At 41.0% G+C, this 23,276-nt stretch carries 21 protein-coding genes, 2 tRNA genes and 1 rRNA gene (1 of these 24 running past the window's edge); 12 read left to right on the forward strand and 12 right to left on the reverse strand.

The features are described from left to right. Nucleotides 1–64: 64 nt before the first annotated feature. The 3 genes from ACZ41C_RS13000 to ACZ41C_RS13010 form a co-directional block, all read right to left on the reverse strand. The gene (locus ACZ41C_RS13000; RefSeq protein ID WP_464562020.1) at nt 65–1,522 is read right to left on the reverse strand and encodes a phytoene desaturase family protein; all 1,458 of its coding nucleotides are present in this window, start codon (nt 1,520–1,522) and stop codon (nt 65–67) included. Continuing rightward, entirely contained in the window at nt 1,507–2,424 is a 918-nt protein-coding gene (locus ACZ41C_RS13005; RefSeq protein WP_464562022.1) for a MerR family transcriptional regulator, read from the reverse strand. Before ACZ41C_RS13005 ends, ACZ41C_RS13000 begins: the two co-directional genes overlap by 16 nt. Before the next feature lie 113 nt (nt 2,425–2,537). Beyond that, nucleotides 2,538–2,621 (reverse strand) — tRNA-Leu (locus ACZ41C_RS13010). A 203-nt stretch (nt 2,622–2,824) separates the two neighbouring features. On the opposite strand from ACZ41C_RS13010, the gene ACZ41C_RS13015 reads away from it, so the two are divergent. Next, the gene (locus ACZ41C_RS13015) at nt 2,825–4,651 is read left to right on the forward strand and encodes a glycoside hydrolase family 2 protein (protein ID WP_464562024.1); all 1,827 of its coding nucleotides are present in this window, start codon (nt 2,825–2,827) and stop codon (nt 4,649–4,651) included. Between the two features lie 344 nt (nt 4,652–4,995). Here ACZ41C_RS13015 and ACZ41C_RS13020 read toward each other — a convergent pair. Next, nucleotides 4,996–5,068: transfer RNA gene (locus ACZ41C_RS13020), tRNA-Lys, on the reverse strand. A 138-nt stretch (nt 5,069–5,206) separates the two neighbouring features. On the opposite strand from ACZ41C_RS13020, the gene ACZ41C_RS13025 reads away from it, so the two are divergent. Beyond that, nucleotides 5,207–5,722 carry a shikimate kinase gene (locus ACZ41C_RS13025; protein WP_464562026.1) on the forward strand — a complete coding sequence of 172 codons (516 nt, stop codon included), beginning with the start codon at nt 5,207–5,209 and terminating at the stop codon, nt 5,720–5,722. Here ACZ41C_RS13025 and ACZ41C_RS13030 read toward each other — a convergent pair. Further along, nucleotides 5,714–6,211, reverse strand: a complete 498-nt coding sequence (locus ACZ41C_RS13030; RefSeq protein WP_464562028.1) for a phosphoribosyltransferase domain-containing protein — start codon at nt 6,209–6,211, stop codon at nt 5,714–5,716. The genes ACZ41C_RS13025 and ACZ41C_RS13030 overlap by 9 nt on opposite strands. A 177-nt stretch (nt 6,212–6,388) precedes the next feature. After that, a complete protein-coding gene (locus ACZ41C_RS13035; RefSeq protein ID WP_138257692.1) occupies nt 6,389–6,772 on the reverse strand; it encodes an RNA-binding S4 domain-containing protein in 384 nt (127 codons plus the stop codon). A gap of 76 nt (nt 6,773–6,848) precedes the next feature. Here ACZ41C_RS13035 and ACZ41C_RS13040 point away from each other — a divergent pair, with 76 nt between their 5' ends. Then, the gene (locus ACZ41C_RS13040) at nt 6,849–7,802 is read left to right on the forward strand and encodes an FKBP-type peptidyl-prolyl cis-trans isomerase (protein WP_464562031.1); all 954 of its coding nucleotides are present in this window, start codon (nt 6,849–6,851) and stop codon (nt 7,800–7,802) included. A 75-nt stretch (nt 7,803–7,877) separates the two neighbouring features. On the opposite strand, the gene ACZ41C_RS13045 is transcribed toward ACZ41C_RS13040, so the two are convergent. Then, the gene (locus tag ACZ41C_RS13045) at nt 7,878–8,465 is read right to left on the reverse strand and encodes an outer membrane beta-barrel protein (protein WP_464562033.1); all 588 of its coding nucleotides are present in this window, start codon (nt 8,463–8,465) and stop codon (nt 7,878–7,880) included. 237 nt (nt 8,466–8,702) lie between these two features. Here ACZ41C_RS13045 and tgt point away from each other — a divergent pair, with 237 nt between their 5' ends. The 6 genes from tgt (at nt 8,703) to ACZ41C_RS13075 (ending at nt 16,003) form a co-directional block, all read left to right on the forward strand. Then, nucleotides 8,703–9,833 (forward strand): tRNA guanosine(34) transglycosylase Tgt, encoded by a 1,131-nt coding sequence (gene tgt, locus ACZ41C_RS13050; protein WP_464562036.1) that lies wholly within the window; start codon nt 8,703–8,705, stop codon nt 9,831–9,833. Beyond that, nucleotides 9,833–10,915: an LptF/LptG family permease gene (locus tag ACZ41C_RS13055; protein WP_464562038.1), complete on the forward strand. Its 1,083-nt coding sequence runs from the start codon at nt 9,833–9,835 to the stop codon at nt 10,913–10,915. Before tgt ends, ACZ41C_RS13055 begins: the two co-directional genes overlap by 1 nt. Next, nucleotides 10,902–11,858, forward strand: a complete 957-nt coding sequence (locus ACZ41C_RS13060) for a DMT family transporter (protein ID WP_464562040.1) — start codon at nt 10,902–10,904, stop codon at nt 11,856–11,858. The genes ACZ41C_RS13055 and ACZ41C_RS13060 overlap by 14 nt, the downstream gene beginning before the upstream one ends. Nucleotides 11,859–11,947: 89 nt before the next feature. Continuing rightward, nucleotides 11,948–12,901, forward strand: a complete 954-nt coding sequence (locus ACZ41C_RS13065) for an acetyl-CoA carboxylase carboxyltransferase subunit alpha (protein WP_138257698.1) — start codon at nt 11,948–11,950, stop codon at nt 12,899–12,901. A gap of 166 nt (nt 12,902–13,067) precedes the next feature. Next, nucleotides 13,068–14,618: a replicative DNA helicase gene (gene dnaB / locus ACZ41C_RS13070; protein WP_138257699.1), complete on the forward strand. Its 1,551-nt coding sequence runs from the start codon at nt 13,068–13,070 to the stop codon at nt 14,616–14,618. Nucleotides 14,619–14,740: 122 nt separating this feature from the next. Next, the gene (locus ACZ41C_RS13075; protein WP_464562043.1) at nt 14,741–16,003 is read left to right on the forward strand and encodes an asparagine synthetase B; all 1,263 of its coding nucleotides are present in this window, start codon (nt 14,741–14,743) and stop codon (nt 16,001–16,003) included. 219 nt (nt 16,004–16,222) lie between these two features. On the opposite strand, the gene ACZ41C_RS13080 is transcribed toward ACZ41C_RS13075, so the two are convergent. Next, entirely contained in the window at nt 16,223–17,038 is an 816-nt protein-coding gene (locus ACZ41C_RS13080) for an HAD family hydrolase (protein WP_464562045.1), read from the reverse strand. An 88-nt stretch (nt 17,039–17,126) separates the two neighbouring features. Here ACZ41C_RS13080 and ACZ41C_RS13085 point away from each other — a divergent pair, with 88 nt between their 5' ends. Next, entirely contained in the window at nt 17,127–17,549 is a 423-nt protein-coding gene (locus ACZ41C_RS13085; protein ID WP_138257702.1) for a secondary thiamine-phosphate synthase enzyme YjbQ, read from the forward strand. 27 nt (nt 17,550–17,576) lie between these two features. Continuing rightward, complete coding sequence (locus tag ACZ41C_RS13090) at nt 17,577–17,819, forward strand: EF-hand domain-containing protein (protein WP_464562047.1); 243 nt, start codon at nt 17,577–17,579, stop codon at nt 17,817–17,819. Nucleotides 17,820–17,912: 93 nt separating this feature from the next. Here ACZ41C_RS13090 and rplT read toward each other — a convergent pair whose 3' ends face one another. The 4 genes from rplT to thrS all read right to left on the reverse strand — a co-directional run bounded on the left by rplT (nt 17,913) and on the right by thrS (nt 21,281). Then, nucleotides 17,913–18,257: a 50S ribosomal protein L20 gene (rplT, locus tag ACZ41C_RS13095; RefSeq protein ID WP_138257704.1), complete on the reverse strand. Its 345-nt coding sequence runs from the start codon at nt 18,255–18,257 to the stop codon at nt 17,913–17,915. Between the two features lie 144 nt (nt 18,258–18,401). Beyond that, complete coding sequence (rpmI, locus tag ACZ41C_RS13100) at nt 18,402–18,599, reverse strand: 50S ribosomal protein L35 (RefSeq protein ID WP_099543236.1); 198 nt, start codon at nt 18,597–18,599, stop codon at nt 18,402–18,404. Nucleotides 18,600–18,755: 156 nt separating this feature from the next. Continuing rightward, nucleotides 18,756–19,310 (reverse strand): translation initiation factor IF-3, encoded by a 555-nt coding sequence (gene infC, locus ACZ41C_RS13105; RefSeq protein WP_394347770.1) that lies wholly within the window; start codon nt 19,308–19,310, stop codon nt 18,756–18,758. 24 nt (nt 19,311–19,334) lie between these two features. Then, nucleotides 19,335–21,281 (reverse strand): threonine--tRNA ligase, encoded by a 1,947-nt coding sequence (thrS, locus tag ACZ41C_RS13110; protein WP_138257706.1) that lies wholly within the window; start codon nt 21,279–21,281, stop codon nt 19,335–19,337. 674 nt (nt 21,282–21,955) lie between these two features. On the opposite strand from thrS, the gene ACZ41C_RS13115 reads away from it, so the two are divergent. Continuing rightward, nucleotides 21,956–23,276: ribosomal RNA gene (locus tag ACZ41C_RS13115) — 16S ribosomal RNA — on the forward strand; it runs 204 nt beyond the window's last position.

The following is a 23,276-nucleotide window of genomic DNA, read 5'->3' on the forward strand; positions in this document are numbered from 1 at the left end:
CTGTGGAATGGTACACCCAACTAATCCTTTTGCCGATTAAGGTCTGTACTTTCATAGCCTTAAGTTAATTATTTTTAGTTAAAAGTTCAGAAACCAATTTTCCTGAAATTAAAGATGGAGGAACGCCAGGTCCAGGAACTGTAAGTTGCCCTGTGAAATAAAGGTTTTTAACCTTACCGCTCTTTAATTTTGGTCTGAGAAATGCAGTTTGGGATAGCGTATTCGCCATTCCATAAGCATTGCCTTTATAGGAATTGTACCGCTCCACAAAGTCATTTACACAGAAGGTTTCCTTAAAGCGAATTTTATCCAAGACTTTTTGACCTGTTTTTTCCTCAAACCTATCCATAATCAAGTCAAAATATTGCTCCCGAAGCGCTTTAGTATCCTCAAGCCCGGGTGCGATGGGAACCAAAAAGAATCCGGTCTCACATCCTTCGGGTGCCATACTTTCGTCCGTTATGGAAGGAAAATTGGCATAGAATAGGGGGCTTGTTGGCCATTGCGGGTTATCATAGATTTCCTTAGCATGGCGTTCAAAATCTGTATCAAAAAACAAATTGTGATGGTCCACATTCTTGAGCTTCCCGTCAAAAGCGATATAGAATAAGAGGGAAGAAGGCGCAAAGGTTTTTTTGTTCCAATATGCTTCGCTGTATTGCCTGTACTCCGCATCCAATAAACTTTCGGAGTGATGGTAATCGGCCCCGCTGACCACGATATCGGCCAAAATAGTGGAATCGTTACAAATGATGCCATTACAGATGTATTTTGTAACCAAAATCTTTTCTACGTTGGCATGGGTATGAATCTTAACTCCCAATTCTTCTGCAAGACTTCCCATGGCCTCAATGATACGGTACATACCACCTTGGGGGTGCCAAGTGCCCAAACCGAAATCGGCGAAATTCATAAAGCTGTAAAAGGATGGCGTATCACTAGGCTTTGCGCCCAAAAACAGCACGGGGAACTCCAAGGTCGCAATAAGTTTTGGGTTTTTGAACTTTTTTCTAACTTCTGAACTAATTGTCTTAAAAAATTGATCAACCTTTAAAACCGTTTCCTTGGTGACCAATTCGAAAGGTGACAATCCAGGCCTTAAAACGATTTTGTTTATGGCAATTTCATAGTTTTCCTGTGCCAGGGCGATAAATTTTCTTAGATGTACGGAACTTCCGGATTCGATACGTTCAAATTCAGTACATATCTTATCCATGCAGTCCCCTATGGTAATTACGTCATCGGCAAAAAAAATTTTATATGCGGGACTTAATTTGTCCAGTTGGTAGTAGTCTGAGGTCTTTTTGCCAAAATCGCTGAAAAACTTCTCGAAAATATCGGGCATCCAATACCAGCTAGGGCCCATATCAAAGGTGAAACCATCCTTTATCAATTGTGCGGCCCTTCCTCCAATGGATTCGTTTTTTTCGTAGATGGTTACCTGATGACCGGCTTTGGCAAGATAGCAAGCTGCCGAAAGGGATGAAAAACCAGATCCAATGATAGCTATATTTTTTTCCATAGGTTATAAATGTGGACCACCTCTTCAATTGAAGTAAAGGTTTTTACAAAACTTGGAAGTTTGGTGCGTTCCAAATGTTGGATTTGACGACCAAGTATCCATAGGTGTGGGTTTGAAGTATCTCTTAGATATAATTCAAATTCCTCAAGATAGGTGGCTATCTCGGTTTTGTCCGGCTTTACCGTGAAGTAAGATAGGAAATAAATATTGTCAAAATACTTTAGGAGATCGGTTAAATTTTCAATGGGTATCGTCTGGCCCAAATAAACCACTTTATAACCTTTTAGAAGAATCTCATAGTTTAGGTACAATATACCAATGTCATGTATCTCGTTTTCGGGTAAAAAGGACACAAAAACCTTATCCGTTTTAGTTGGCTTTTGATGTTGTAACCTCTCCGTATTCACCAAAATTTTTTGTTTGATGAGACTTGTTATGAAATGCTCATGAGCAGGGCTAATGGTATCCGTTTGCCAGAGAAGCCCGATTTCGTTCAACAGGGGAATAAATGCATCCTTAAAGACTTCCCTAAAAGACTTTGTACTTAGAAGTTTGTCATACGTTTCAAAAAAAATGGTTTGGTCAAAATTCATCATTGCCAACTTAAAGGCATTCAGATTTTGTGATTTACTGGTTTTTTTTGAAACTACCTCCTTAACGGTATTTGGTATTTCCGATTCGGGAATCTTTGCAATCTTGGAAATTTTATAACCATTATCGTATAAAAGCGTGATGTTCAGAAGCTTTTGTAAGCTGGACAAGCTATAGGTACGTATATTCGTATCTGTCCTTTCGGGGGATAGCAGATTATACCTTTTCTCCCAAATTCTAATGGTATGCGCCTTGATGCCTGATAAGTTCTCAAGGTCCCTAATGCTGAATATTTTCTTTACGTTGTTCATAGTTTGAAGAAAAACGTTAAACAAACTTAATGAATTGCATCTAAAGTTGGTTGGAAAAGATGTTAAAACCTCGCTAAATAAAAAAAAGCCAGGTAGAAAGTACCTGGCTTTTGTGCCCACGACTAGATTCGAACTAGCACGTCCTTACGAACACTACCCCCTCAAGGTAGCGTGTCTACCAATTTCACCACGTGGGCGATTCAGAATTGGGCGTAAAGATAAAAAGGTATTGTGTATTTCAAAGCAAATCTAAGATGAGTTTTAGAGTACGGCTACTAAATAAGTATCGTATTTCAGTTCGCTTCAAATAATTCATGAATTGTGATTTGACAAAAGTGCCAATTTGGACAAGCTCAAGGAATTATTTTTAAATTGTTGTTATAAACCAATTTTATGTCCAATGATTCCTAAAAATAGTAGTATTCATGCTTTAATCTCCCTTTGCCTTTGTTTTTTGAGCTTCACCTACGGTCAATGGAAACCCGCCGGTGATAAAATAAAAACCAAATGGACCGAACAAATAGACACCAAAAATATCTTGAATGAATACCCTAGGCCGTTGATGGTTCGTGATCAATGGAAAAACCTGAATGGTCTTTGGGAATATGCAATTACAAGAAAAGGGGAGTCGTGCCCAACTAATTTTGAAGGTGCGATTTTGGTTCCATTTGCTGTGGAGTCGAGCCTGTCCGGAGTTATGAAGGAAGTGGGCAGTGAAAGGGAATTATGGTACCAAACCACCTTTGAGGTTCCTTTGGACTGGAAGGAAAACAATATGCTGCTTCATTTTGGGGCGGTAGACTGGAAAGCGGATGTCTGGATAAATGATATACTTGTGGGTTCCCATACTGGTGGATATACCCCTTTTCAATTTGACATTACACCCTTTTTGGGGAAAGGCGAACAAAAATTAACCGTTAAGGTTTGGGATCCCACGAACGATGGTCCGCAGCCCAGAGGAAAACAGGTAAAGAATCCGGAGGGAATTTGGTACACCCCGGTAACTGGAATTTGGCAGACAGTCTGGTTGGAACCTGTTCCAAAAAAGAGGATTCGCAACATCAAGACAGTCCCAAATTTGGATAGGGGTACCGTTTCTATATATACTGAAATCGAATGTGCCGCCTATGGCGATATTGTGGAAGTATCCGTTCTGGATGCTGGAAGTTTGGTTTCAAAGGCGAAGGCCAGGGTTGGTATGGAAATTGAGCTGCCGGTAAAAAACCCAAAACTTTGGTCTCCAGAGACGCCATTTTTATATGACTTGGAAGTAAAACTTATGACCGACTCCAAGGAAACGGATAAGGTAGAAAGTTATTTTGGGATGCGAAAGATCAGTATGAAGAAGGATGCGTTTGGTATTGTAAGGATGCAACTGAACAATAAGAATTTTTTTCAGTATGGTCCCTTGGATCAAGGATGGTGGCCAGACGGACTCTACACGGCCCCTACGGATGAAGCACTTGAATATGATATTGTCAAAACCAAGGAACTTGGCTTTAATATGATCCGTAAACATGTCAAGGTGGAACCGGCCCGGTGGTATGCCCACTGTGATAGGCTTGGTATATTGGTGTGGCAGGATATGCCCAATGGAGACAAAGGGCCTCAATGGCAGAACCATGACTATTTCAATGGAACCGAATTTAAAAGAAGTTCGGAATCGGAAAAAATATACAGAACCGAATGGAAGGAAATAATGGACTACTTATATTCCTTTCCAAGCATCGTGGTCTGGGTCCCATTTAACGAGGCCTGGGGGCAATTTAAAACCGAGGAAATTGCGGAATGGACGAAAAGCTATGACCCTAGTAGGTTGGTCAACGCTGCCAGTGGTGGTAATTTTTACAGGACCGGCGATATTGTCGATCTTCATAATTATCCGGGGCCTGCCATGTATCTGTACGATGCACAACGGGTAAATGTACTAGGGGAATACGGAGGTATTGGATTGGCGGTTGAAAAACATCTTTGGAAGCCCGATAATAACTGGGGATACGTAAAGTTTAAAAACTCCAAGGAAACCACGAATCAGTATATTGAATATGCCGAAGAATTGAAGAAATTGGTAAAGGCAGGTTTCTCCGGGGCGATTTATACCCAGACAACGGATGTTGAAGGGGAAGTGAACGGTTTTATGACCTATGACCGTAAGGTGGATAAAATGGATTTTCCGGCAGTTCGTAAGGTGAATTTGGAAGTGATAAATAGTGTTGGTGAGAAGTAGCTTTCAACACTATTGTGAAAACACTGTTGCTTTTTTGCAATGGTAGGTTATATAAGTCTGTACTCCTTTAAAAAAAAACCTCGACTTTTCAGTCAAGGTTTTTTGGTAATCTGGCTGGGATTGGCTGCGCTCTTCCCTCAACGCTACGCGGTGAAAATAGTTCAAACAAAAAAAACGCTCAAGCAAGCTTGGCATTTTTTTTAACTATTTATTCGTGACCTCGGCAGGATTACCTTCGGTTTTACTGACAAAGCTTCGCTTTTAAAATCAAAACCTCACTAAAACAACAAAGCAAGCTATGTTTTTTAGCTTGCTTCGTTTTCAACTTTTTGTTGATTTATTCGTGACCTGGCTGGGATTCGAACCCAGGACCCTTTCATTAAAAGTGAAATGCTCTACCAACTGAGCTACCAGGTCAAAATGTAACTGCAAAGATTTCCCTTTTGCGGGTGCAAATATAAGGCCTATTATTTATTTACCAAGTCCAAATGTGCATAAATTTATTTTTTTTTGAAATCGGCTTAATTTGACGGATTTTTACAAAAAATAGCACTAGTGAAAATCATATTGATCGGTTACATGGGGAGTGGAAAGACCACCATTGGCAAAGCCTTATCCAAACAGTTGAATGTTAAATTTTTAGACCTGGACGATTATATTGAAGCCGCGGAAAAGTCGTCGATCAATGAGATTTTTAAAGACAAGGGGGAAGTCTATTTCAGAAAAAAGGAAACTGAATATCTGAAAGAGGTTTTGAATCGCAAAGAGAATGTTGTGCTATCCGTTGGAGGGGGAACACCGTGTTTTGGTGACAATATACGGTTGATAAACGAGGCAACACCAAACTCGATTTACATTAAAACCGATTTAAATGTTTTATGTGACCGACTTATGAAGGAAAGGGATGAGAGACCCCTAATAGCCGATATTGCTCCTGAAGAGTTTCAGGAATTCATTGCAAAACACCTGTTCGAGCGTAGTTTTTTTTATAATCAAGCGCATCATAAAATCGGCAACCAATATAAATCGGTTGAAGACGTGGTACTCCAAATATGGAAGTTACTAGTCTAAATAAACCCTATTTTTTTTAGGTTCGAAGAGCACGTTTACGTGCTCCTGTAGTGATGTGGAAAGGGATATACCTTTGTAATCTGCCTTGACCGGATATTTTTTATGGTTTCTATTGACCAAAACAGCAGTCTTCAATTGTTTGAGCGGCGTTTTTAGAAAATGGTGTACTCCGTAGATTAAGGTAGTCCCCGAATTTAAAACATCGTCCACCAATACAATCGATTTGTTTGCATATGCTTCCTCGGCTAAAGAGGTGGATACACCGCTTGTTAAAGGATCTTTTTTATCCATAAGAACTGTGCAGAGGATAATTTCCGCTTCCGTTATTTTCTTTAACACGGACATGATTTTCTTGGCGAAAAGGAGTCCGCCACCCTGTATTCCGGCCACAACAATTTCCTTCTCGAAAACGTTGGCTTCATAAATTTGATAGGCGATTCGTTCAATTTTATGCTGGATCTGTTGATGGGTCAATATTTGTTGCTGCATGGCCATTCAATTCTATTAGATAAATATAGGCTTAATTTGATATTATTGTGCGCTATGCGCAAAGCGCTGAACGCATTTTGCTATTTATTAATTCTAAGTTTCAGGTTTCAAGTTCGAAGTTCCAGATTTATCTGTTCCCTATTAACTTTTCACTTTTCGCTTTTCATTTTAAATTTTTCACTCATCAATTTCTTCATTAGTGTCCAAATAATCATCGATTTCCCTACGGTCTTTTTTAGTAGGTCTTCCCGTTCCCTTTTTTCGATAATAGTCCTTGGAATACTGTAAAAGATTTTGATGTTCAAAGGCTTCTTTAGGGGTGGTGTCCTTTCGGTAGATATCCACCAATTTAGCGCCCACCCTGCTTTCCGGGATATCCAAAACCGTAAGTTGGTAATCGATTTGGTTTTTGCGAACGACGATTTTATCCATTGGAAAAACTTCCCTTCCCGGTTTCACCGTTTGGTCATTGATTTTAACATGACCTTTTTTACAGGCATTGGTAGCAATGTTCCTGGTTTTAAAATAACGTGTGCTCCAAAGGTACTTGTCAATACGCATGGCAAACTAAATTCTTTGTTAAGGTTTTCTACAAAAATAGGGGAAAATTGTATCTTGCACGCTTAAATTATTGCTGATGAGATTGAAAAACATAGGGGTATTTGTGCTTGTTTTTTTAATTATTTGGTCTTGTAAAAAAGACGATGATTCACCGGGGACGATAGTACCTCCGCGATCAATAATAGAGGTTGCCGCCGAGAACGATGCGGAGCTACGTGAATTCTTGAGTACCCACTTTTTTAACTACGAGGATTTTCAAGATCCACTTGAAGGCTTTGATTTTAAGATACAATTTGACACAATTGCAGGGGAGAATGAAGACAAAACCTCTATTTTGAATAGTGGCTCTCTTCCCGGTATAGAGTTCGGCATGGAAAAGATTACTGTGGCATCTGCAGGTTTTGGTGTAAGTGATGAAGAAGTTGCTGAACATACTTTTTATTATCTTATTGCAAGACAAGGAACTTCAGAAAATACCCCTACTATTGGTGATAACGTAGTATTGAGGTACGAAGGATCTCTCTTGGATGGTACCTTGTTTGATGCTTCCAGTAATCAGCCAATTACATTCAATCTATCTGGGGTGGTACAAGGATTTGGAAACGGTGTAGAATATTTTAAATCCGGAACAGATTTGATTGTGAATGGAGATGGCACGGTATCATATTCGGATTATGGTATCGGAGCTATTTTTATCCCATCGGGGTTGGCCTATTTTAATCGTGGTTCTGGTTCATCAATACCAGCTTACGCACCATTGATTTTCAAAGTGGACATTTTTACATTCGAAGAAGATACCGATTTTGACGGGGACGGTATCCCCTCTATTTTGGAGGATATAGATGGAGATGGTAATCTTAACAACGATAATACGGATGGTGATCCATTGGCCAATCACAATGATACGGATGATGATGGAGATGGAATACCTACCAGAGAAGAAATTATATTAGATGATGAAGGGAATTTTGTGGGCTTTAAGGATAGCGATGGGGATGGTACTCCGGACCACTTGGATAGGGATTCTTAAATGATGCAACTTATTTGCAAGAATAAAAAAAGGCTTACAGTACCCTGGAAGCCTTTTTTATGGGAAATATTCCCGCTAAATCTTTAGGGATAAGCTCAAAATAAGCTGGTCCGGTCTGGTGTCGATACGATCATTTATGGAGATACCACCATTCGTATTAATGAAATTCACTTCGTTTTCGCTAAAACCACGCTCATATCTTAAATCGATTCCCAACTTACCCAAGTTGACCCCCGCACCTATATTTAGACCTACGGAAAAATCGTTTTCCACATCGCCTAAAGTGACGCCATCAAAGTCGGTGTCCAAAATATATTGGAATGCTGGTCCGGCAAATAAATTTAGTGGACCAATGACATTAACACCTAAGAGGACGGGTGCATCCAATTTTTTCATTTTAAAATCTCCGTCATCATATCCGGACGTTATACTAGTATAAACCAATTCTGGTCTTACATATATTTTTCCTCCCAATTTCCCGAAGATACCCAAATGGTAGCCCAGGTTTTTATCCGGATTTTCAAAAGCATCCGCTGTAGAATCAAAATAGTTTCCATTTCCTGCGTAGTTTAAACCTCCCTTAATTCCAAATCCAGAACCGCTTTGTGCCATCGCGGTCAGACCGGTCAAAAGCATCACAGTAAGAAAAAGTGTTTTTTTCATAATAGTTTTATTTTATTGAAACATTCGTATCAAGAACAATACCGATCGTTTCCTTTCTCGTTATACCATCAGAACGGAGGGTAAAGTTCTTTTATTGTTTGGCGAAGTTACGAGAGGTTTGGTTTTACCATGGTCGCATCGAGAAGTAAGATTAACTTGATAACTAAAACCTTCTTTGGTTTTTCTTAAGTTTTGGAGCCAAGGAGTTCATTATCTTTGCATCTTTATTTGAGCATATTGAAATTTACACTACACAAAAAAGATGTCCAAAGTAAGGCACGGGCAGGTACCTTGGTTACCGATCATGGTACAATCGAAACCCCCATCTTCATGCCTGTGGGTACGGTAGCGTCCGTTAAGGGAGTACATCAGAAGGAGTTGAGGGAGGAAATAAATCCGGATATAATTCTTGGGAATACCTATCACTTGTTCCTAAGGCCGAAGACCGATATTCTCCAGAAAGCGGGCGGACTTCACAAATTTATGGGATGGGACCGAAATATATTGACCGATAGCGGGGGCTATCAGGTGTATTCATTATCGGGAAACCGAAAAATAAAGGAAGAAGGGGTAAAGTTCAAATCCCACATAGATGGTTCAATGCACATGTTCACTCCGGAAAACGTAATGGAAATCCAACGGGTCATTGGGGCCGATATCATAATGGCTTTTGACGAGTGCACACCCTATCCCTGTGATTACAATTATGCAAAACGGTCCATGCACATGACCCACAGGTGGTTGGACCGATGTATCGCCCATTTGGAAAAGACCCCCTTTGTCTACGAGTATTCCCAGAGCTTTTTCCCCATCGTACAGGGTTCAACCTATAAGGACTTGCGTAGACAATCCGCGGAATATATAGCCAACGCAGGTGCGGAAGGAAATGCAATTGGCGGACTTTCCGTTGGTGAGCCGGCCGAGGAAATGTATGGCATGACCGAAGTGGTCTGCGAAATCCTTCCAGAGGACAAACCCAGATATCTCATGGGGGTGGGTACGCCCATCAATATTTTAGAAAATATTGCTTTGGGCATTGATATGTTCGATTGTGTGATGCCCACAAGAAATGCCAGAAATGGCATGCTTTTTACGGCCCACGGTACCATCAACATAAAAAACAAAAAGTGGGAGGACGATTTTTCCCCCATAGACGAAATGGGAACTACTTTTGTGGATAGGGAATATTCCAAGGCCTATTTGCGGCATTTGTTCGTGGCCAACGAATATTTGGGAAAACAGATCGCCACGATCCACAATTTAGGATTCTATCTCTGGTTGGTACGCGAGGCTAGAAAGCATATTTTGGAGGGTGATTTTTATAGCTGGAAAAATAATATGGTGAAACAAATGGACAAGAGACTATAGTGCTTTCGATCATAGATAAATACATATTAAAACGATACTTGGCAACCTTCGCCATGATGCTGCTTCTATTCATACCCATAGGCATCATGGTAAATTTGGCGGAACAGATCGGGAAGATGATAGACAATGAGGCGCCGTTGAATGAAATCCTGTTGTATTATCTAAATTTCACCATTTACATAGGGAGTCTGCTTTTTCCCATATTCCTTTTTTTATCGGTCATTTTTTTTACCTCCAAACTGGCCAATAATACGGAAATCGTTGCCATTCTTAGCTCTGGGGTATCCTATGGCAGGTTTTTACGACCTTATCTGATTGGGGCCACTATCATAGCCATAATCATGTTCTTTATGACCATGTTCATCGTTCCGCAGGCCAGTATCGGGTTTAACGAATTCAAGTTCAAATACTTGAAACGCGGCAAGCAGGATAGGATTACCAACAATATATTCAATCAACTCAACGAAACGGACTTCATTTACGTAAGCAGTTTTGATCCGGCCAGGCAGCTGGGGCATAATTTTACCTATGAAAGGTTCAACGAGGACAATAAGCTGGATTTTAAGATATCGGCAGTGAATATACGTTGGGTAGAAAAGGATAGTAATTACAGATTGACTTCCTATGTGAAACGGAAAATGGTGGGGGATTCCGCCATCTTGGAGAGCAAACGTCGCCTGGATACCATATTTTCGTTTAAAATCGATGATTTAACTCCTGTTTCTTACGTAGCCGAAACGAAAAACCTGTTTGAACTGGATCAATTTATTGCGGACCAGAAAAGAAAGGGAGCTTCCAACATCAACACTTATATTTTGGTCAAATACAAACGATGGGCCTTGCCGTTGACGGCCTTTATTCTCACTATCATTGCGGTGGCCGTTTCTTCGGTAAAAAGAAGGGGGGGCATGGGGGTAAACTTGGCCTTTGGAATATTGGTCGCCTTTGTATTTATCTTTTTTGATAAGGTGTTTGGAACCCTTGCGGAGCAGTCCGGCTTCTCGCCCTTATTGGCGGTTATTATTCCCAACGTACTATTTGGGCTTTTGGCCCTTTATCTGCTGCAAAATGCCAAGAGATAGGATACGCAACCTGCTCCATTTGCACTTTATTGTTTTTATATGGGGGTTTACCGCAATTTTGGGGAAATTGATTTCCATTGATTCCCTTCCCTTGGTTTGGTACCGAATGCTTTTGGCATCCGTATTTATACTGATGTATATAAGGATGGTTCGCCTTGATTTGAAAGTGGACAAAAAATCCCTAGGTTGGCTGATTTTTGGGGGTATCGTGGTGGCCGCCCATTGGTTCACCTTTTTTTATGCCATAAAAATTTCAACGGTATCCGTGGCATTGGCCATGATGTCCACGGGGGCCTTTTTTACCGCATTGATGGAACCTTTCATTTTTAATCGAAAAGTGATAGGATATGAAGTGTTTTTTGGGATTTTGGTCATTATCGGGCTTGTATTGATTTTTAGGGTGGAGTCCTCCTATACCTACGGGATGTTGGTCGCATTAAGTTCCGCCTTTTTGGCGGCCGTATTTTCTTTGGTCAACGGAACGTTGGTAAAAAAGCATAGGCCCTCGGTCATTTCCTTCTATGAACTGGGTATAGGGGTGTTGTTCCTTTCCATTATTTTGGGTGTTAAAGGAAGTTATTCCTCGGATTTCTTTTATTTAAGTCCAATGGATTGGGTGTATCTTTTCGTTTTGGCATTGATATGTACGGCCTATGCTTTTATTGCCTCCATTAAGATTATGCGGGTTTTGACACCGTACACCGTAATGTTGACTACCAACTTGGAACCTGTTTATGGAATCTTATTGGCATGGTTCATTTTTGGTTCGGAAGAAAAAATGAATCCCTTTTTTTACCTAGGGGCGTTGCTTATTTTAAGCACGGTCATCCTAAACGGGATTTTAAAAAATAAGGCAAGCATTAAGAAACTCGCCTCGGAAAAATCGAGGAAGAGGGTACTTAAAACAAAAGTTGGAAGAAGGGGTACGTCGGCAGGCCAATAAATCGCAACCATTGCGTAAGTGACACTGGCCAGATTACCTTTTAAAGTTTTATCTTTGCCTACGCAACTAACGAAATCTTATTGAAAACTATGGAGTATCTGGATTTTGAACTTCCAATCAAGGAGCTGGAAGAGCAATTGGACAAGTGTATGATCATTGGTGAGGAAAGCGATGTGGATGTATCCGAAACCTGTAAACAGATTGAGAAGAAATTAGACGAAACCAGAAAGGAAATCTACAAAAACCTTACTCCCTGGCAACGCGTTCAATTATCGAGACATCCAAATAGACCTTATACTTTAGACTATATACGGGCCATTTGCGGCGACACCTTCCTTGAACTGCACGGAGATCGTAATGTAAAGGACGATAAGGCCATGATAGGCGGATTAGGTAAAATTGGTGATCAGAGCTACATGTTCATCGGGCAACAAAAAGGCTATAATACCAAGACAAGACAATACAGAAACTTTGGTATGGCCAATCCGGAAGGGTACAGAAAAGCCTTGCGATTGATGAAGTCTGCCGAAAAATTCGGCATACCCGTAGTTACCTTGATAGATACTCCAGGAGCGTATCCCGGTATTGAGGCCGAGGAACGGGGGCAAGGAGAGGCGATAGCTAGGAATATTTTGGAAATGACCCGGTTGCAGGTTCCCATCATCGTTGCAATCATAGGAGAAGGAGCTTCGGGCGGAGCCTTGGGAATCGGAGTAGGAGACAAGGTTTTGATGTTGGAGAACACCTGGTACTCTGTAATATCCCCAGAATCGTGTTCTTCCATTCTTTGGAGAAGTTGGGAATACAAGGAAAGGGCGGCTGAGGCCTTGAAGTTGACCGCTAGCGATATGAAGAAATTGAAATTGATAGATGAAATTGTAAAGGAACCCGCTGGGGGCGCGCATACCAACAGGGAAAAGACTTTTGAAATCCTGAAGAATAAAATTGCCTCCCATTATGAGGAACTACAAAAGTTATCACCAAAGGAATTGGTGAAACAACGGATGGAAAAATATGCGAACATGGGTGTTTTTAATGGATAAACGACCATTTTAACAGCGTAGCATTAAACCGAAGAATTTCATCTTCGGTTTTTTTATGTTATCAACATAAAATTGTATTTTATTAACAGGCAAATGTTAGTTAACTGTGAACATTGGTTTTACCTCAATTAAAGTTAACTAAAGGTTAATTGTATATTTTCGCACTATGGAGAACACACAACCTTTTGTTGGTCGTAAGATTGACAAATCTACGATTATTAGCCTCGAAAGAGGAAAAATACCACCACAAGCAGTTGATTTAGAAGAAGTTGTGCTTGGTGCAATGATGATTGACAAAAAAGGGGTCGATGAAGTTATTGACATCCTTCACCCAGATGTGTTCTATAAGGATGCCCACAGATTTATTTACGAGGCCATCTTCGTTTTGTTCGAGGAATCCCAACCTGTGGATTTATTAACCGTTTCGGCACAATTGAAGAAGGCCGGTAAATTGGAGGCCGTTGGAGGTGATTTTTACTTGATCAAATTGACCCAAAAGGTAGCATCATCGGCGCATATTGAATTCCATGCCCGTATCATTCTTCAAAAATATATTCAGCGTAGCCTCATTAAAATTTCCAACGAAATTATTGAGGATGCCTACGATGAAAGTACGGACGTTTTTGACCTTCTTGATAATGCCGAAGCGAAATTGTACGACGTTACCCAAGGGAATTTAAAGCGATCGGCAGAAACCGCCCAGAATTTGGTAATCCAGGCCAAGAAGAAAATCGAGGAAATTGCCAATAGGGAAGGTTTGAGCGGAATTCCTTCAGGTTTTGATAAGTTGGACAAATTGACTTCCGGTTGGCAGCCCAGTGATTTGATCATAGTAGCGGCACGTCCTGGTATGGGTAAAACGGCATTGACTTTGTCCATGGCCCGGAATATGGCGGTCAATTCCAATACGCCAGTAGCTTTTTTCTCCTTGGAAATGTCATCGGTACAGTTGATTACGAGGTTGATTTCCTCTGAGACGGGGTTGTCCTCTGAAAAGTTAAGGACCGGAAAATTGGAAAAGCATGAATGGGAGCAATTGAACGTAAAGGTAAAAACATTGGAAAAAGCGCCATTGTTTATTGATGACACACCTTCATTGTCCATTTTTGACCTGCGCGCAAAAGCAAGGCGTTTGGCTTCCCAGCATGGCATTAAGATGATCATGATAGATTATTTGCAATTGATGACCGCTGGAGGTAGTCAAAAAGGGGGTAACAGGGAGCAGGAAATTTCAACGATTTCGAGGAACCTAAAGGCTTTGGCAAAGGAACTGAACGTTCCCGTGATTGCACTTTCACAGCTTTCCAGGGCCGTTGAGACCAGGGGAGGTAGTAAGCGACCTATTCTTTCAGATTTGAGGGAATCAGGTGCTATTGAGCAAGATGCGGATATCGTTTCCTTTATATACCGACCTGAATATTATAAAATAGAGGAGTGGGACGATGAGGAACGCACCCCAACCCAAGGCCAAGCAGAATTCATTGTGGCCAAGCACAGGAACGGAGGGCTGGACAACATCAGGCTTAAATTTATTGGTAGCCAAGGTAAGTTCGATAATTTGGACGATTTCGATTCGCCCTTCGAGTTCCAGTCCAAAATGAACGATAATGAGGAGAACCCTTTCACTACAAAGAACCTTCCAAGTGCGGACGATGCCTTTGGTAGTTCCATGAATCAAGGAACGGGTATAGATGATGATGACGATGTGCCATTTTAAAGTTCAGGGTACTAAAAGGTATCTGTCCAAACACTTTATTTTTAAAATCTTTAACGCTCCTGAAAACTTAGGAGCGTTTTTTTTCGTTTATTTTTGAGAGAAGGCCAATTGAATTATGAGGTATGCATAGAATTTTTCTTTTACTGGTTTTATTTTTAATCACTCATCTTGGGTATGCCTCTTCCATTTTGATACCCATGGATGCGGACACCCAAAAGAACCATTTAAAAGCCTATGGAATAACGTATTGGGTACTTTCCAAGCAGCAAAAAGTGCAATGGTTGCTCAATTATAGGGGCGGCTCCTTTTTGTTGCCCGATGGTGAGCTTATACGCAAGGAGTGCCAGATTAGGGGCGTTTCTTTTGAAATACTTTCGGATGATCAGGCAAATTCCATTCTGGATGAAATAAGCAGTCCTTCCAAAAATCAGGATGCCGTAATATTGGAAAAAGCTCCCAAAATTGCGGTGTATTCTCCCAAAGAGAACCAGCCTTGGGACGATGCGGTTACCATGGCCCTTACCTATGCGGAAATACCCTACGTAACCGTATATGATGAAGAGGTTTTGGACGATAAGCTCGCCTTATACGATTGGCTGCATTTGCATCATGAGGATTTCACAGGGCAATATGGTAAATTCTATGGTGCCTACAGGGCTACCCCGTGGTATATTGAAGGTAAGAAGGAGGCGGAGAAGTTGGCCCGTAAATTGGGATTTGATAAGGTTTCCGATGAAAAGTTGGCAGTTGCCCTTAAAATTAGGAATTACGTAATTGGTGGAGGTTTTATGTTCGCCATGTGCTCCGCAACTGATAGTTTTGACATCGCCCTTGCAGCCGATGGTGTGGATATTTGTGAGCCTATGTTCGATGGCGATCCATCGGATCCTAATTATCAGGCGAGTTTGGATTTTGATAAGACTTTCGCCTTTACGGACTTTACCTTGGAAAGAAATCCGGTTAAATATGAGTTTTCGTCCATTGATATGACCTCAAAAAGGGGGAATGTTCCCAAGGAGCAGGACTACTTTTCCTTGATGGATTTTTCCGCCAAATGGGATGCCGTACCTACTATGCTATGTCAGAACCATACTTCCTTGGTAAAGGGTTTCATGGGCCAGACCACCGCCTTTAATCGGTCTGAAATCAAACCAACGGTCCTGGTACTTGGGGAGAACAAGTTGAACGGGGAGGCCCGCTACATCCATGGCATTAAAGGAAAAGGTTTTTTTACGTTTTACGGGGGTCATGACCCGGAGGATTACCAGCATAGGGTAGGGGACCCAAAAACGGAACTGGAGCTACATCCAACCTCACCGGGTTATCGATTGATTTTGAACAATGTCCTCTTCCCCGCTGCACGAAAGAAAAAGCAGAAAACCTGATAAGTTCAAATACAAGCTCAAATACAAATACAAGTTTAAGTGCAAAATGAAACACAGTAAGAACCAGTAATTCATGCTGAGCAGGCGAAATATATAGTACTGGGCTGCTCGTCGGTTTCGAACAACGATAAGCGAGCAACGAAAAGTGATTATCAAGCAAGCACTAAACCACTATTTCGCTAACACACTAATTCACCCTTTCACTTTTCCGTGCAACCCCTAATGCATTTCCCTGCACCTTTCTGTGAGTAACTGTTCCAAAACAATTTCCACCCCCATTTCATCATTACTGCGAGTGCTATATTTAGCGGCCTTTTTTACATTGGGATGGGCATTTTCCATAGCAAAACTAAATTCAGAAAGCGCCAACATTTCCAAATCATTGTTGTAGTCGCCAAACACCATAATTTCGTCCGGTTGTATGCTGTAATGTTCCATCACATTTTCAAGAGCGAAACCCTTGTGGGCGTTTGGACTCGATATATCCACCCAATTTTCCCCGGATATTTTCACTTTCAGTATATCCTCAAAATGCTTTACATGTGGATAAATATGTTGTTCTGAACTCTCAAAATGATAGATAGCGATTTTTATGATTTCCGAGTCAACAATTGTCAGCTCTTCCAAGATATCGAACTCGGTATAATATTCCTTTAGTTTTTGTACAAAGGCAGCGGATTCCCCGGAAATGTAGGCCATATGCTTTCCACAAAGTACGGGATGCGTATTGGGAACTTCTTTAAGCGTTTTAAGGACTTCCAAGATATAATCGCTATTCAAAGGAGTAGAAATTATTTCTCTTTCCTTTTGTTTGGCAAAACCGCCATTCTCGGCAATGATAATGATATCGTCCTTAATGGGATAAAGCTTCTCCACGATGCTGTTGTATTGTCGGCCACTGGCGGCAACAAAAAGAATCCCTTTGGATCTTAATCCTTCAAATAGTTTGAAAAATCGATTGCTTATCTGGTGATTGGAATTCAATAGGGTTCCGTCCATATCGGTAACCACCATCCGTATCTTAGATAAATCCATAATTTTAAGTAAGGAACAAAGATATTTCAATGATATCTATTTAATGGACAAAGTGTAAAGTTTTACCTTTATTTAATAAGAATTTAGCATGCATTGGTTTCAGAAGGAGTTCAAATTACCCTCCTATCCTAGAGGGTTTCATTTAATTACGGATTTGGTATTGGATAATTGTCCCGAAATACAAAATATTGAGAAAGGATTGTGCCATATTTTTATAAAACATACCTCCGCAAGCTTGACGATTAACGAGAACGCCGACCCAACTGTAAGGACCGATTTTGAAAGTCATTTGAATAAAATAGTGCCCGAAAATGCACCATATTACATACATACCTATGAAGGTCCCGATGATATGCCGGCCCATATTAAAGCTTCCTTGATGGGGGCATCTGTACAAGTTCCCATTTCAAACGGGCGTTTAAATCTGGGAATTTGGCAGGGGATATACCTTTGTGAGCATAGGAACCGTGCTTTGGGTAGAAAGTTGGTCGTCACCATTTTTGGGATATAAATACAAATTCTTAAAAAATAAAATAGTATGACCACCGAAGAATCAATTTTAAATAAAATCCAGATTTTAATAACCAACCATTTCGAGACACCTCAGAAGGCTTTTGAATTTTTTGATACTGATAGTGATGGAAAACTTACCAAAGGAGAGATTGTCCAATTATTAAAGGATGCAGAGATAAGTGGTTTTTTAAGGGGTATCGTATCAACCAAACTAATAGAAGGATACGATAAAAATGGGGATGATCTTATAGATTGGGAAGAATTTTAAGGCTGCCATTGCCAAGATTAAACCTTGATATCTAAAATGAAAAAATCCGACCCTTTTGGAGGTCGGATTTTCTTAAGTGAGATTTGTTTTGACTTATTTTACCTGCTCTACAATTGCTTTAAAGGCATCGGGGTGATTCATTGCCAAATCGGCTAGAACTTTTCTGTTGAGCTCTATGCCATTGGCTTTGATTTTTCCCATGAATTGAGAATAGGACATTCCATGTTGTCTGGCACCGGCATTGATACGGGTAATCCACAAAGAACGGAATGTTCTTTTTTTGTTTTTACGGTCTCTGTAAGCATATAACATTGCTTTTTCAACCGCATTTTTGGCTACTGTCCAAACATTTTTACGTCTTCCAAAGTAACCTTTGGCTTGCTTCATAACCTTTTTTCTTCTGGCTCTGGAAGCGACTGCATTTACTGATCTTGGCATTTCTTCTTGTTTTTTTGTAGTAGGCGATTAAATAGTTATCCGTAGTATGTCAAGGTTTTTCTAGAGGCTCTTAACTTTTAACTTTAACTTTTAACTCTTTTTGATTGGCCTAACTCCATGGTTAATAATTCTACCTTTGAACTTTTACTTTAGTCGTAATTGTTCTTTAATACTGTTGACATCATTTGGGTGTACCAATGTGTCATGTGTCAACGCGAGCTTACGTTTTTTAGATTTCTTCGTAAGAATATGGCTCTTAAACGCATGCTTTCTTTTAATTTTACCGGTACCCGTAAGCTTGAAACGCTTTTTGGCACTGGATTTTGTTTTTTGTTTAGGCATTTTCTCCTATTTATTTAATTAATCTCACTTACTACGCTCCATTTGTAAAACCCTGAGCGGAGCAGAAGGGTCACTTTCATGTCAAACGCTACCAGTTTTATAACTAATAGCGTTTCTTATTATAATGCATCGTTTTTTCTAAAAGAACGATACTCCTTATTTCTTTGTTTTTGGAGCGATGAACATTGTCATTCGCTTACCTTCCAATTTTGGCATCTGTTCCACTTTTCCAAACTCTTCCAACTCGGAAGCTAATTTTAATAGTAGAATTTCACCTTGGTCCTTATAAACTATGGAACGGCCTTTAAAAAAAACATAGGCTTTCAATTTTGCTCCATCTTTCAGGAATTTTTCCGCATGTTTCTTTTTAAACTCGTAGTCATGGTCATCCGTATTTGGACCAAACCTTATTTCCTTTACAACAACTTTTGAGGCTTTGGCCTTCATGGCCTTCTCTCTTTTTTTCTGTTCGTAAAGGAATTTCTTATAATCGATTATCTTACAAACAGGTGGATCCGCCTTGGGTGAAATTTCAACTAAATCCAATTCGAGTTCTTTAGAAATGTCCAAAGCTTTTCTTATCGGATATACACCAACTTCTACATTATCACCAACTAATCTTACTTCTGGAGCAAGAATTTTTTCATTAATATTATGAGGGTTTTTATTTTCCCTTCTTGGTTGAGGCCTGAATCTTTTACGTATTGCTATGACTTATTCTTTTTTAATTAAACATTACTCTTTAAACGACTTTAAGGTACTATTTATTTCTGTAGATACCAAGTCACAAAAATTTTCGATAGATGTAGCTCCTAAATCCTCGCCTCCGTGCCTTCTAACGGAAACCGTATTGGAGCTTTCATCGTTTTCGCCAACGATAAGCATAAATGGAATCTTTTTCATTTCTGCCTCACGTATCTTTTTGCCAACAGTTTCGTTTCTGTTGTCAATAAGGCCGCGAATTTCGTTATTTTCTAGCGATTTTAAAACTTTTTCAGCATATTTTTCGTGTTTCTCGCTAACAGGCAAAACAATAGCTTGATCGGGGATTAACCACAACGGAAAATTACCCCCTGTATGTTCCAGCAATAAGGCGATGAATCGCTCCATACTACCAAATGGAGCACGGTGAATCATTACCGGTCTATGCATTTCGTTGTCACTACCCTTATAGGTTAGCTCAAATCGTTCCGGTAAATTATAATCTACCTGTATCGTGCCCAATTGCCAATGCCTGCCAAGGGCGTCCTTCACCATAAAATCTAATTTTGGACCATAAAAGGCAGCTTCTCCACTTTCAATAACATAGTCGAGTCCCTTTTCCTTGGCGGCGTTTATAATGGCTTGTTCGGCTTTTTCCCAATTCTCTACGGAGCCTATATATTTTTCGGGATTTTCCAAATCCCTAACGGATACTTGAGCAGTGAAATCATCAAAACCTAATGTGCCTAACACATATAGTGATAAATCGATTACCTCCTTGAACTCTTGGTCTAGCTGGTCTGGGGTGCAAAAAATATGGGCATCATCTTGGGTAAAACCTCGAACTCTTGTAAGTCCGTGCAATTCACCACTTTGCTCATATCTATATACGGTTCCAAATTCCGCATATCTTTTGGGTAATTCTTTGTAGCTAAAAGGACGTGTATTATAAATTTCGCAATGGTGGGGACAATTCATGGGTTTCAATAGAAACTCTTCGTCCTCCTTGGGAGTGCGTATGGGTTGAAAACTATCTTCGCCATATTTAGCATAATGCCCAGAAGTAACATAAAGTTCCTTTTGACCAATATGCGGGGTAACGACCATTTCATAACCCGCTTTCTTTTGGGCCTTTTTTAGGAATTGTTCGAGTCTCTCCCGAAGTGCTGCACCTTTAGGTAACCATAAAGGAAGTCCTTGGCCAACTTTCTGGGAAAAAGTAAAAAGCTCCAACTCTTTCCCCAATTTTCTATGGTCTCTCTTTTTGGCTTCTTCCAATAGTTCCAAATATTCAGTAAGGTCTTTCTGTTTTGGAAAGGAAATACCATAGACCCTGGTCAACTGGGGCTTGTTTTCGTCACCTCTCCAATAAGCACCCGCTACACTTAATATTTTTATAGCTTTGACTATACCGGTATTGGGGATATGCCCACCACGGCATAAGTCGGTGAAGGTATCATGGTCGCAAAAGGTAATGGAGCCATCTTCCAAGTTTTCAATCAATTCCACCTTATATTCGTTCCCTTGTTCTTTATAGAATTTTAAAGCATCGGATTTTGACACGTCTCTCATTTCAAAATCGTGCTTTCCTCTAGCTATTTCAAGGGCCTTTTGTTCTATTGTTGGAAAGTCTTTTTCGGATATATTGCCTTCGGGCAAATCAACATCGTAATAAAACCCATTTTCTATTGCTGGTCCAATCGTTAGTTTGACTCCAGGATATAATTCCTCCAGAGCTTGGGCCACGATATGCGAAGTAGAGTGCCAGAAAGCCTTTTTACCTTCTTTATCGTTCCAAGTATATAAAGTGAGAGATCCGTTTTTGGTTAAGGGAGTAGAACATTCAACGGTGGTATCATTGAATTTTGCGGAAATTACGTTCCTTGCGAGTCCTTCACTGATGCTTTTTGCCACTTCCATTGGGGTGGCACCCTTTTCAAATTCCTTAATGGAGCCATCTGGCAAGGTAATCTCTATCATAATCTGGTTTTATACGGGCAGCAAAGATAATATGTTGTGGTTATGCCCACAATAGTACTTTATATAATGTTTCAATGCTACTAATTGATCTTTGCAATTTCACTAAAAGTAAGTTAAGAGCAGAGGTTGCACTTCCTTATAGTATATGCCGGCTGTAAACATTCTTGTTTTTTATTGCTTCGAATCGATTTTTTAATTAAATTCAATGCCCTTTTTCTTTTAAAATTCACAAGTATCTCATTTCAAGATTGTTGTGTGTTTAGGGGTAAAAAAGTTTAAAAAAGCTGCATTTTTTTCTTTGTTATTTAAAAAACAGGCTTACATTTGCAGCCCGTTAATCGAGCAGGATTTTTCAAGCAAGATTAATGAGATTAAAGTGCAAAACGTTCATTGTTTTTTTGTTTTTTCTGATGGTTTGAAAAAAATATTTTTTTCTTTTTAAAAAAGTTGTCAGGTAAAAAAACAGTTGTATATTTGCACCCGCTTAGTGAGGCACTGGGCGATGAAGGGGTCGGGCGACCGGCGCTTTTATTAATTGGTTCATTGAAATATTGTGGAGAGAATCGCGTCCTTTTAAGGGGATGCGATGGTAGAGAATATAAAGAATTAGATCGAGAGAATCGGGGCCGGGGAGTCATATTTCGGAGGTCGTTGGGACGAGTAAACAAAGAACAACGATGAAGAGTTTGATCCTGGCTCAGGATGAACGCTAGCGGCAGGCCTAACACATGCAAGTCGAGGGGTAACGGGGAGCTTGCTCCGCCGACGACCGGCGCACGGGTGCGCACCGCGTATGGAACCTGCCCTCTACAGGGGAATAGCCCAGGGAAACTTGGATTAATGCCCCGTGGTACCATTTAACGGCATCGTTTGATGGTTAAAGCCTTCGGGCGGTAGAGGATGGCCATGCGTCCCATTAGTTAGTTGGTAGGGTAACGGCCTACCAAGACCGCGATGGGTAGGGGCCCTGAGAGGGGGATCCCCCACACTGGTACTGAGACACGGACCAGACTCCTACGGGAGGCAGCAGTGAGGAATATTGGACAATGGGCGAGGGCCTGATCCAGCCATGCCGCGTGCAGGAAGAATGCCCTATGGGTAGTAAACTGCTTTTATACGGGAAGAAAAAGGGGCACGTGTGCCCTGTTGACGGTACCGTAAGAATAAGGACCGGCTAACTCCGTGCCAGCAGCCGCGGTAATACGGAGGGTCCGAGCGTTATCCGGAATTATTGGGTTTAAAGGGTCCGTAGGCGGGCCGGTAAGTCAGGGGTGAAAGTCTGTAGCTCAACTATAGAACTGCCTTTGATACTGCCGGTCTTGAGTCATGGTGAAGTTGCCGGAATATGTGGTGTAGCGGTGAAATGCATAGATATCACATAGAACACCGATTGCGAAGGCAGGTGACTAACCATGTACTGACGCTGATGGACGAAAGCGTGGGGAGCGAACAGGATTAGATACCCTGGTAGTCCACGCCGTAAACGATGGATACTAGCTGTCCGGGCCCTTGAGGCCTGGGCGGCCAAGCGAAAGTGATAAGTATCCCACCTGGGGAGTACGTTCGCAAGAATGAAACTCAAAGGAATTGACGGGGGCCCGCACAAGCGGTGGAGCATGTGGTTTAATTCGATGATACGCGAGGAACCTTACCAGGGCTTAAATGCAGTTCGACAGGTCCAGAGATGGACTTTTCTTCGGACGGATTGCAAGGTGCTGCATGGTTGTCGTCAGCTCGTGCCGTGAGGTGTCAGGTTAAGTCCTATAACGAGCGCAACCCCTACCGTTAGTTGCCAGCATGTCATGATGGGGACTCTAACGGGACTGCCGGTGCAAACCGTGAGGAAGGTGGGGATGACGTCAAATCATCACGGCCCTTACGTCCTGGGCCACACACGTGCTACAATGGCAGGTACAGAGAGCGGCCACGTCGCAAGGCGGAGCGAATCTATAAAACCTGTCACAGTTCGGATCGGGGTCTGCAACTCGACCCCGT

The sequence above is a fragment of the Maribacter sp. C-4077 genome (assembly GCF_055378385.1).

Excerpts from the sequence above, each read along its gene's own strand:
- ACZ41C_RS13090 (WP_464562047.1), top strand. The coding sequence starts at position 17,577 with ATGACCACCGAAGAATCAATTTTAAATAAAATCCAGATTTTAATAACC.
- dnaB (WP_138257699.1), top strand. The coding sequence starts at position 13,068 with ATGGAGAACACACAACCTTTTGTTGGTCGTAAGATTGACAAATCTACG.
- ACZ41C_RS13045 (WP_464562033.1), bottom strand. The coding sequence starts at position 8,465 with ATGAAAAAAACACTTTTTCTTACTGTGATGCTTTTGACCGGTCTGACC.
- ACZ41C_RS13035 (WP_138257692.1), bottom strand. The coding sequence starts at position 6,772 with ATGCGTATTGACAAGTACCTTTGGAGCACACGTTATTTTAAAACCAGG.
- thrS (WP_138257706.1), bottom strand. The coding sequence starts at position 21,281 with ATGATAGAGATTACCTTGCCAGATGGCTCCATTAAGGAATTTGAAAAG.
- ACZ41C_RS13080 (WP_464562045.1), bottom strand. The coding sequence starts at position 17,038 with ATGGATTTATCTAAGATACGGATGGTGGTTACCGATATGGACGGAACC.
- ACZ41C_RS13060 (WP_464562040.1), top strand. The coding sequence starts at position 10,902 with ATGCCAAGAGATAGGATACGCAACCTGCTCCATTTGCACTTTATTGTT.
- ACZ41C_RS13085 (WP_138257702.1), top strand. The coding sequence starts at position 17,127 with ATGCATTGGTTTCAGAAGGAGTTCAAATTACCCTCCTATCCTAGAGGG.
- ACZ41C_RS13030 (WP_464562028.1), bottom strand. The coding sequence starts at position 6,211 with ATGCAGCAACAAATATTGACCCATCAACAGATCCAGCATAAAATTGAA.
- ACZ41C_RS13065 (WP_138257698.1), top strand. The coding sequence starts at position 11,948 with ATGGAGTATCTGGATTTTGAACTTCCAATCAAGGAGCTGGAAGAGCAA.
- ACZ41C_RS13040 (WP_464562031.1), top strand. The coding sequence starts at position 6,849 with ATGAGATTGAAAAACATAGGGGTATTTGTGCTTGTTTTTTTAATTATT.
- ACZ41C_RS13015 (WP_464562024.1), top strand. The coding sequence starts at position 2,825 with ATGATTCCTAAAAATAGTAGTATTCATGCTTTAATCTCCCTTTGCCTT.
- rplT (WP_138257704.1), bottom strand. The coding sequence starts at position 18,257 with ATGCCAAGATCAGTAAATGCAGTCGCTTCCAGAGCCAGAAGAAAAAAG.
- ACZ41C_RS13075 (WP_464562043.1), top strand. The coding sequence starts at position 14,741 with ATGCATAGAATTTTTCTTTTACTGGTTTTATTTTTAATCACTCATCTT.
- ACZ41C_RS13005 (WP_464562022.1), bottom strand. The coding sequence starts at position 2,424 with ATGAACAACGTAAAGAAAATATTCAGCATTAGGGACCTTGAGAACTTA.
- ACZ41C_RS13000 (WP_464562020.1), bottom strand. The coding sequence starts at position 1,522 with ATGGAAAAAAATATAGCTATCATTGGATCTGGTTTTTCATCCCTTTCG.
- rpmI (WP_099543236.1), bottom strand. The coding sequence starts at position 18,599 with ATGCCTAAACAAAAAACAAAATCCAGTGCCAAAAAGCGTTTCAAGCTT.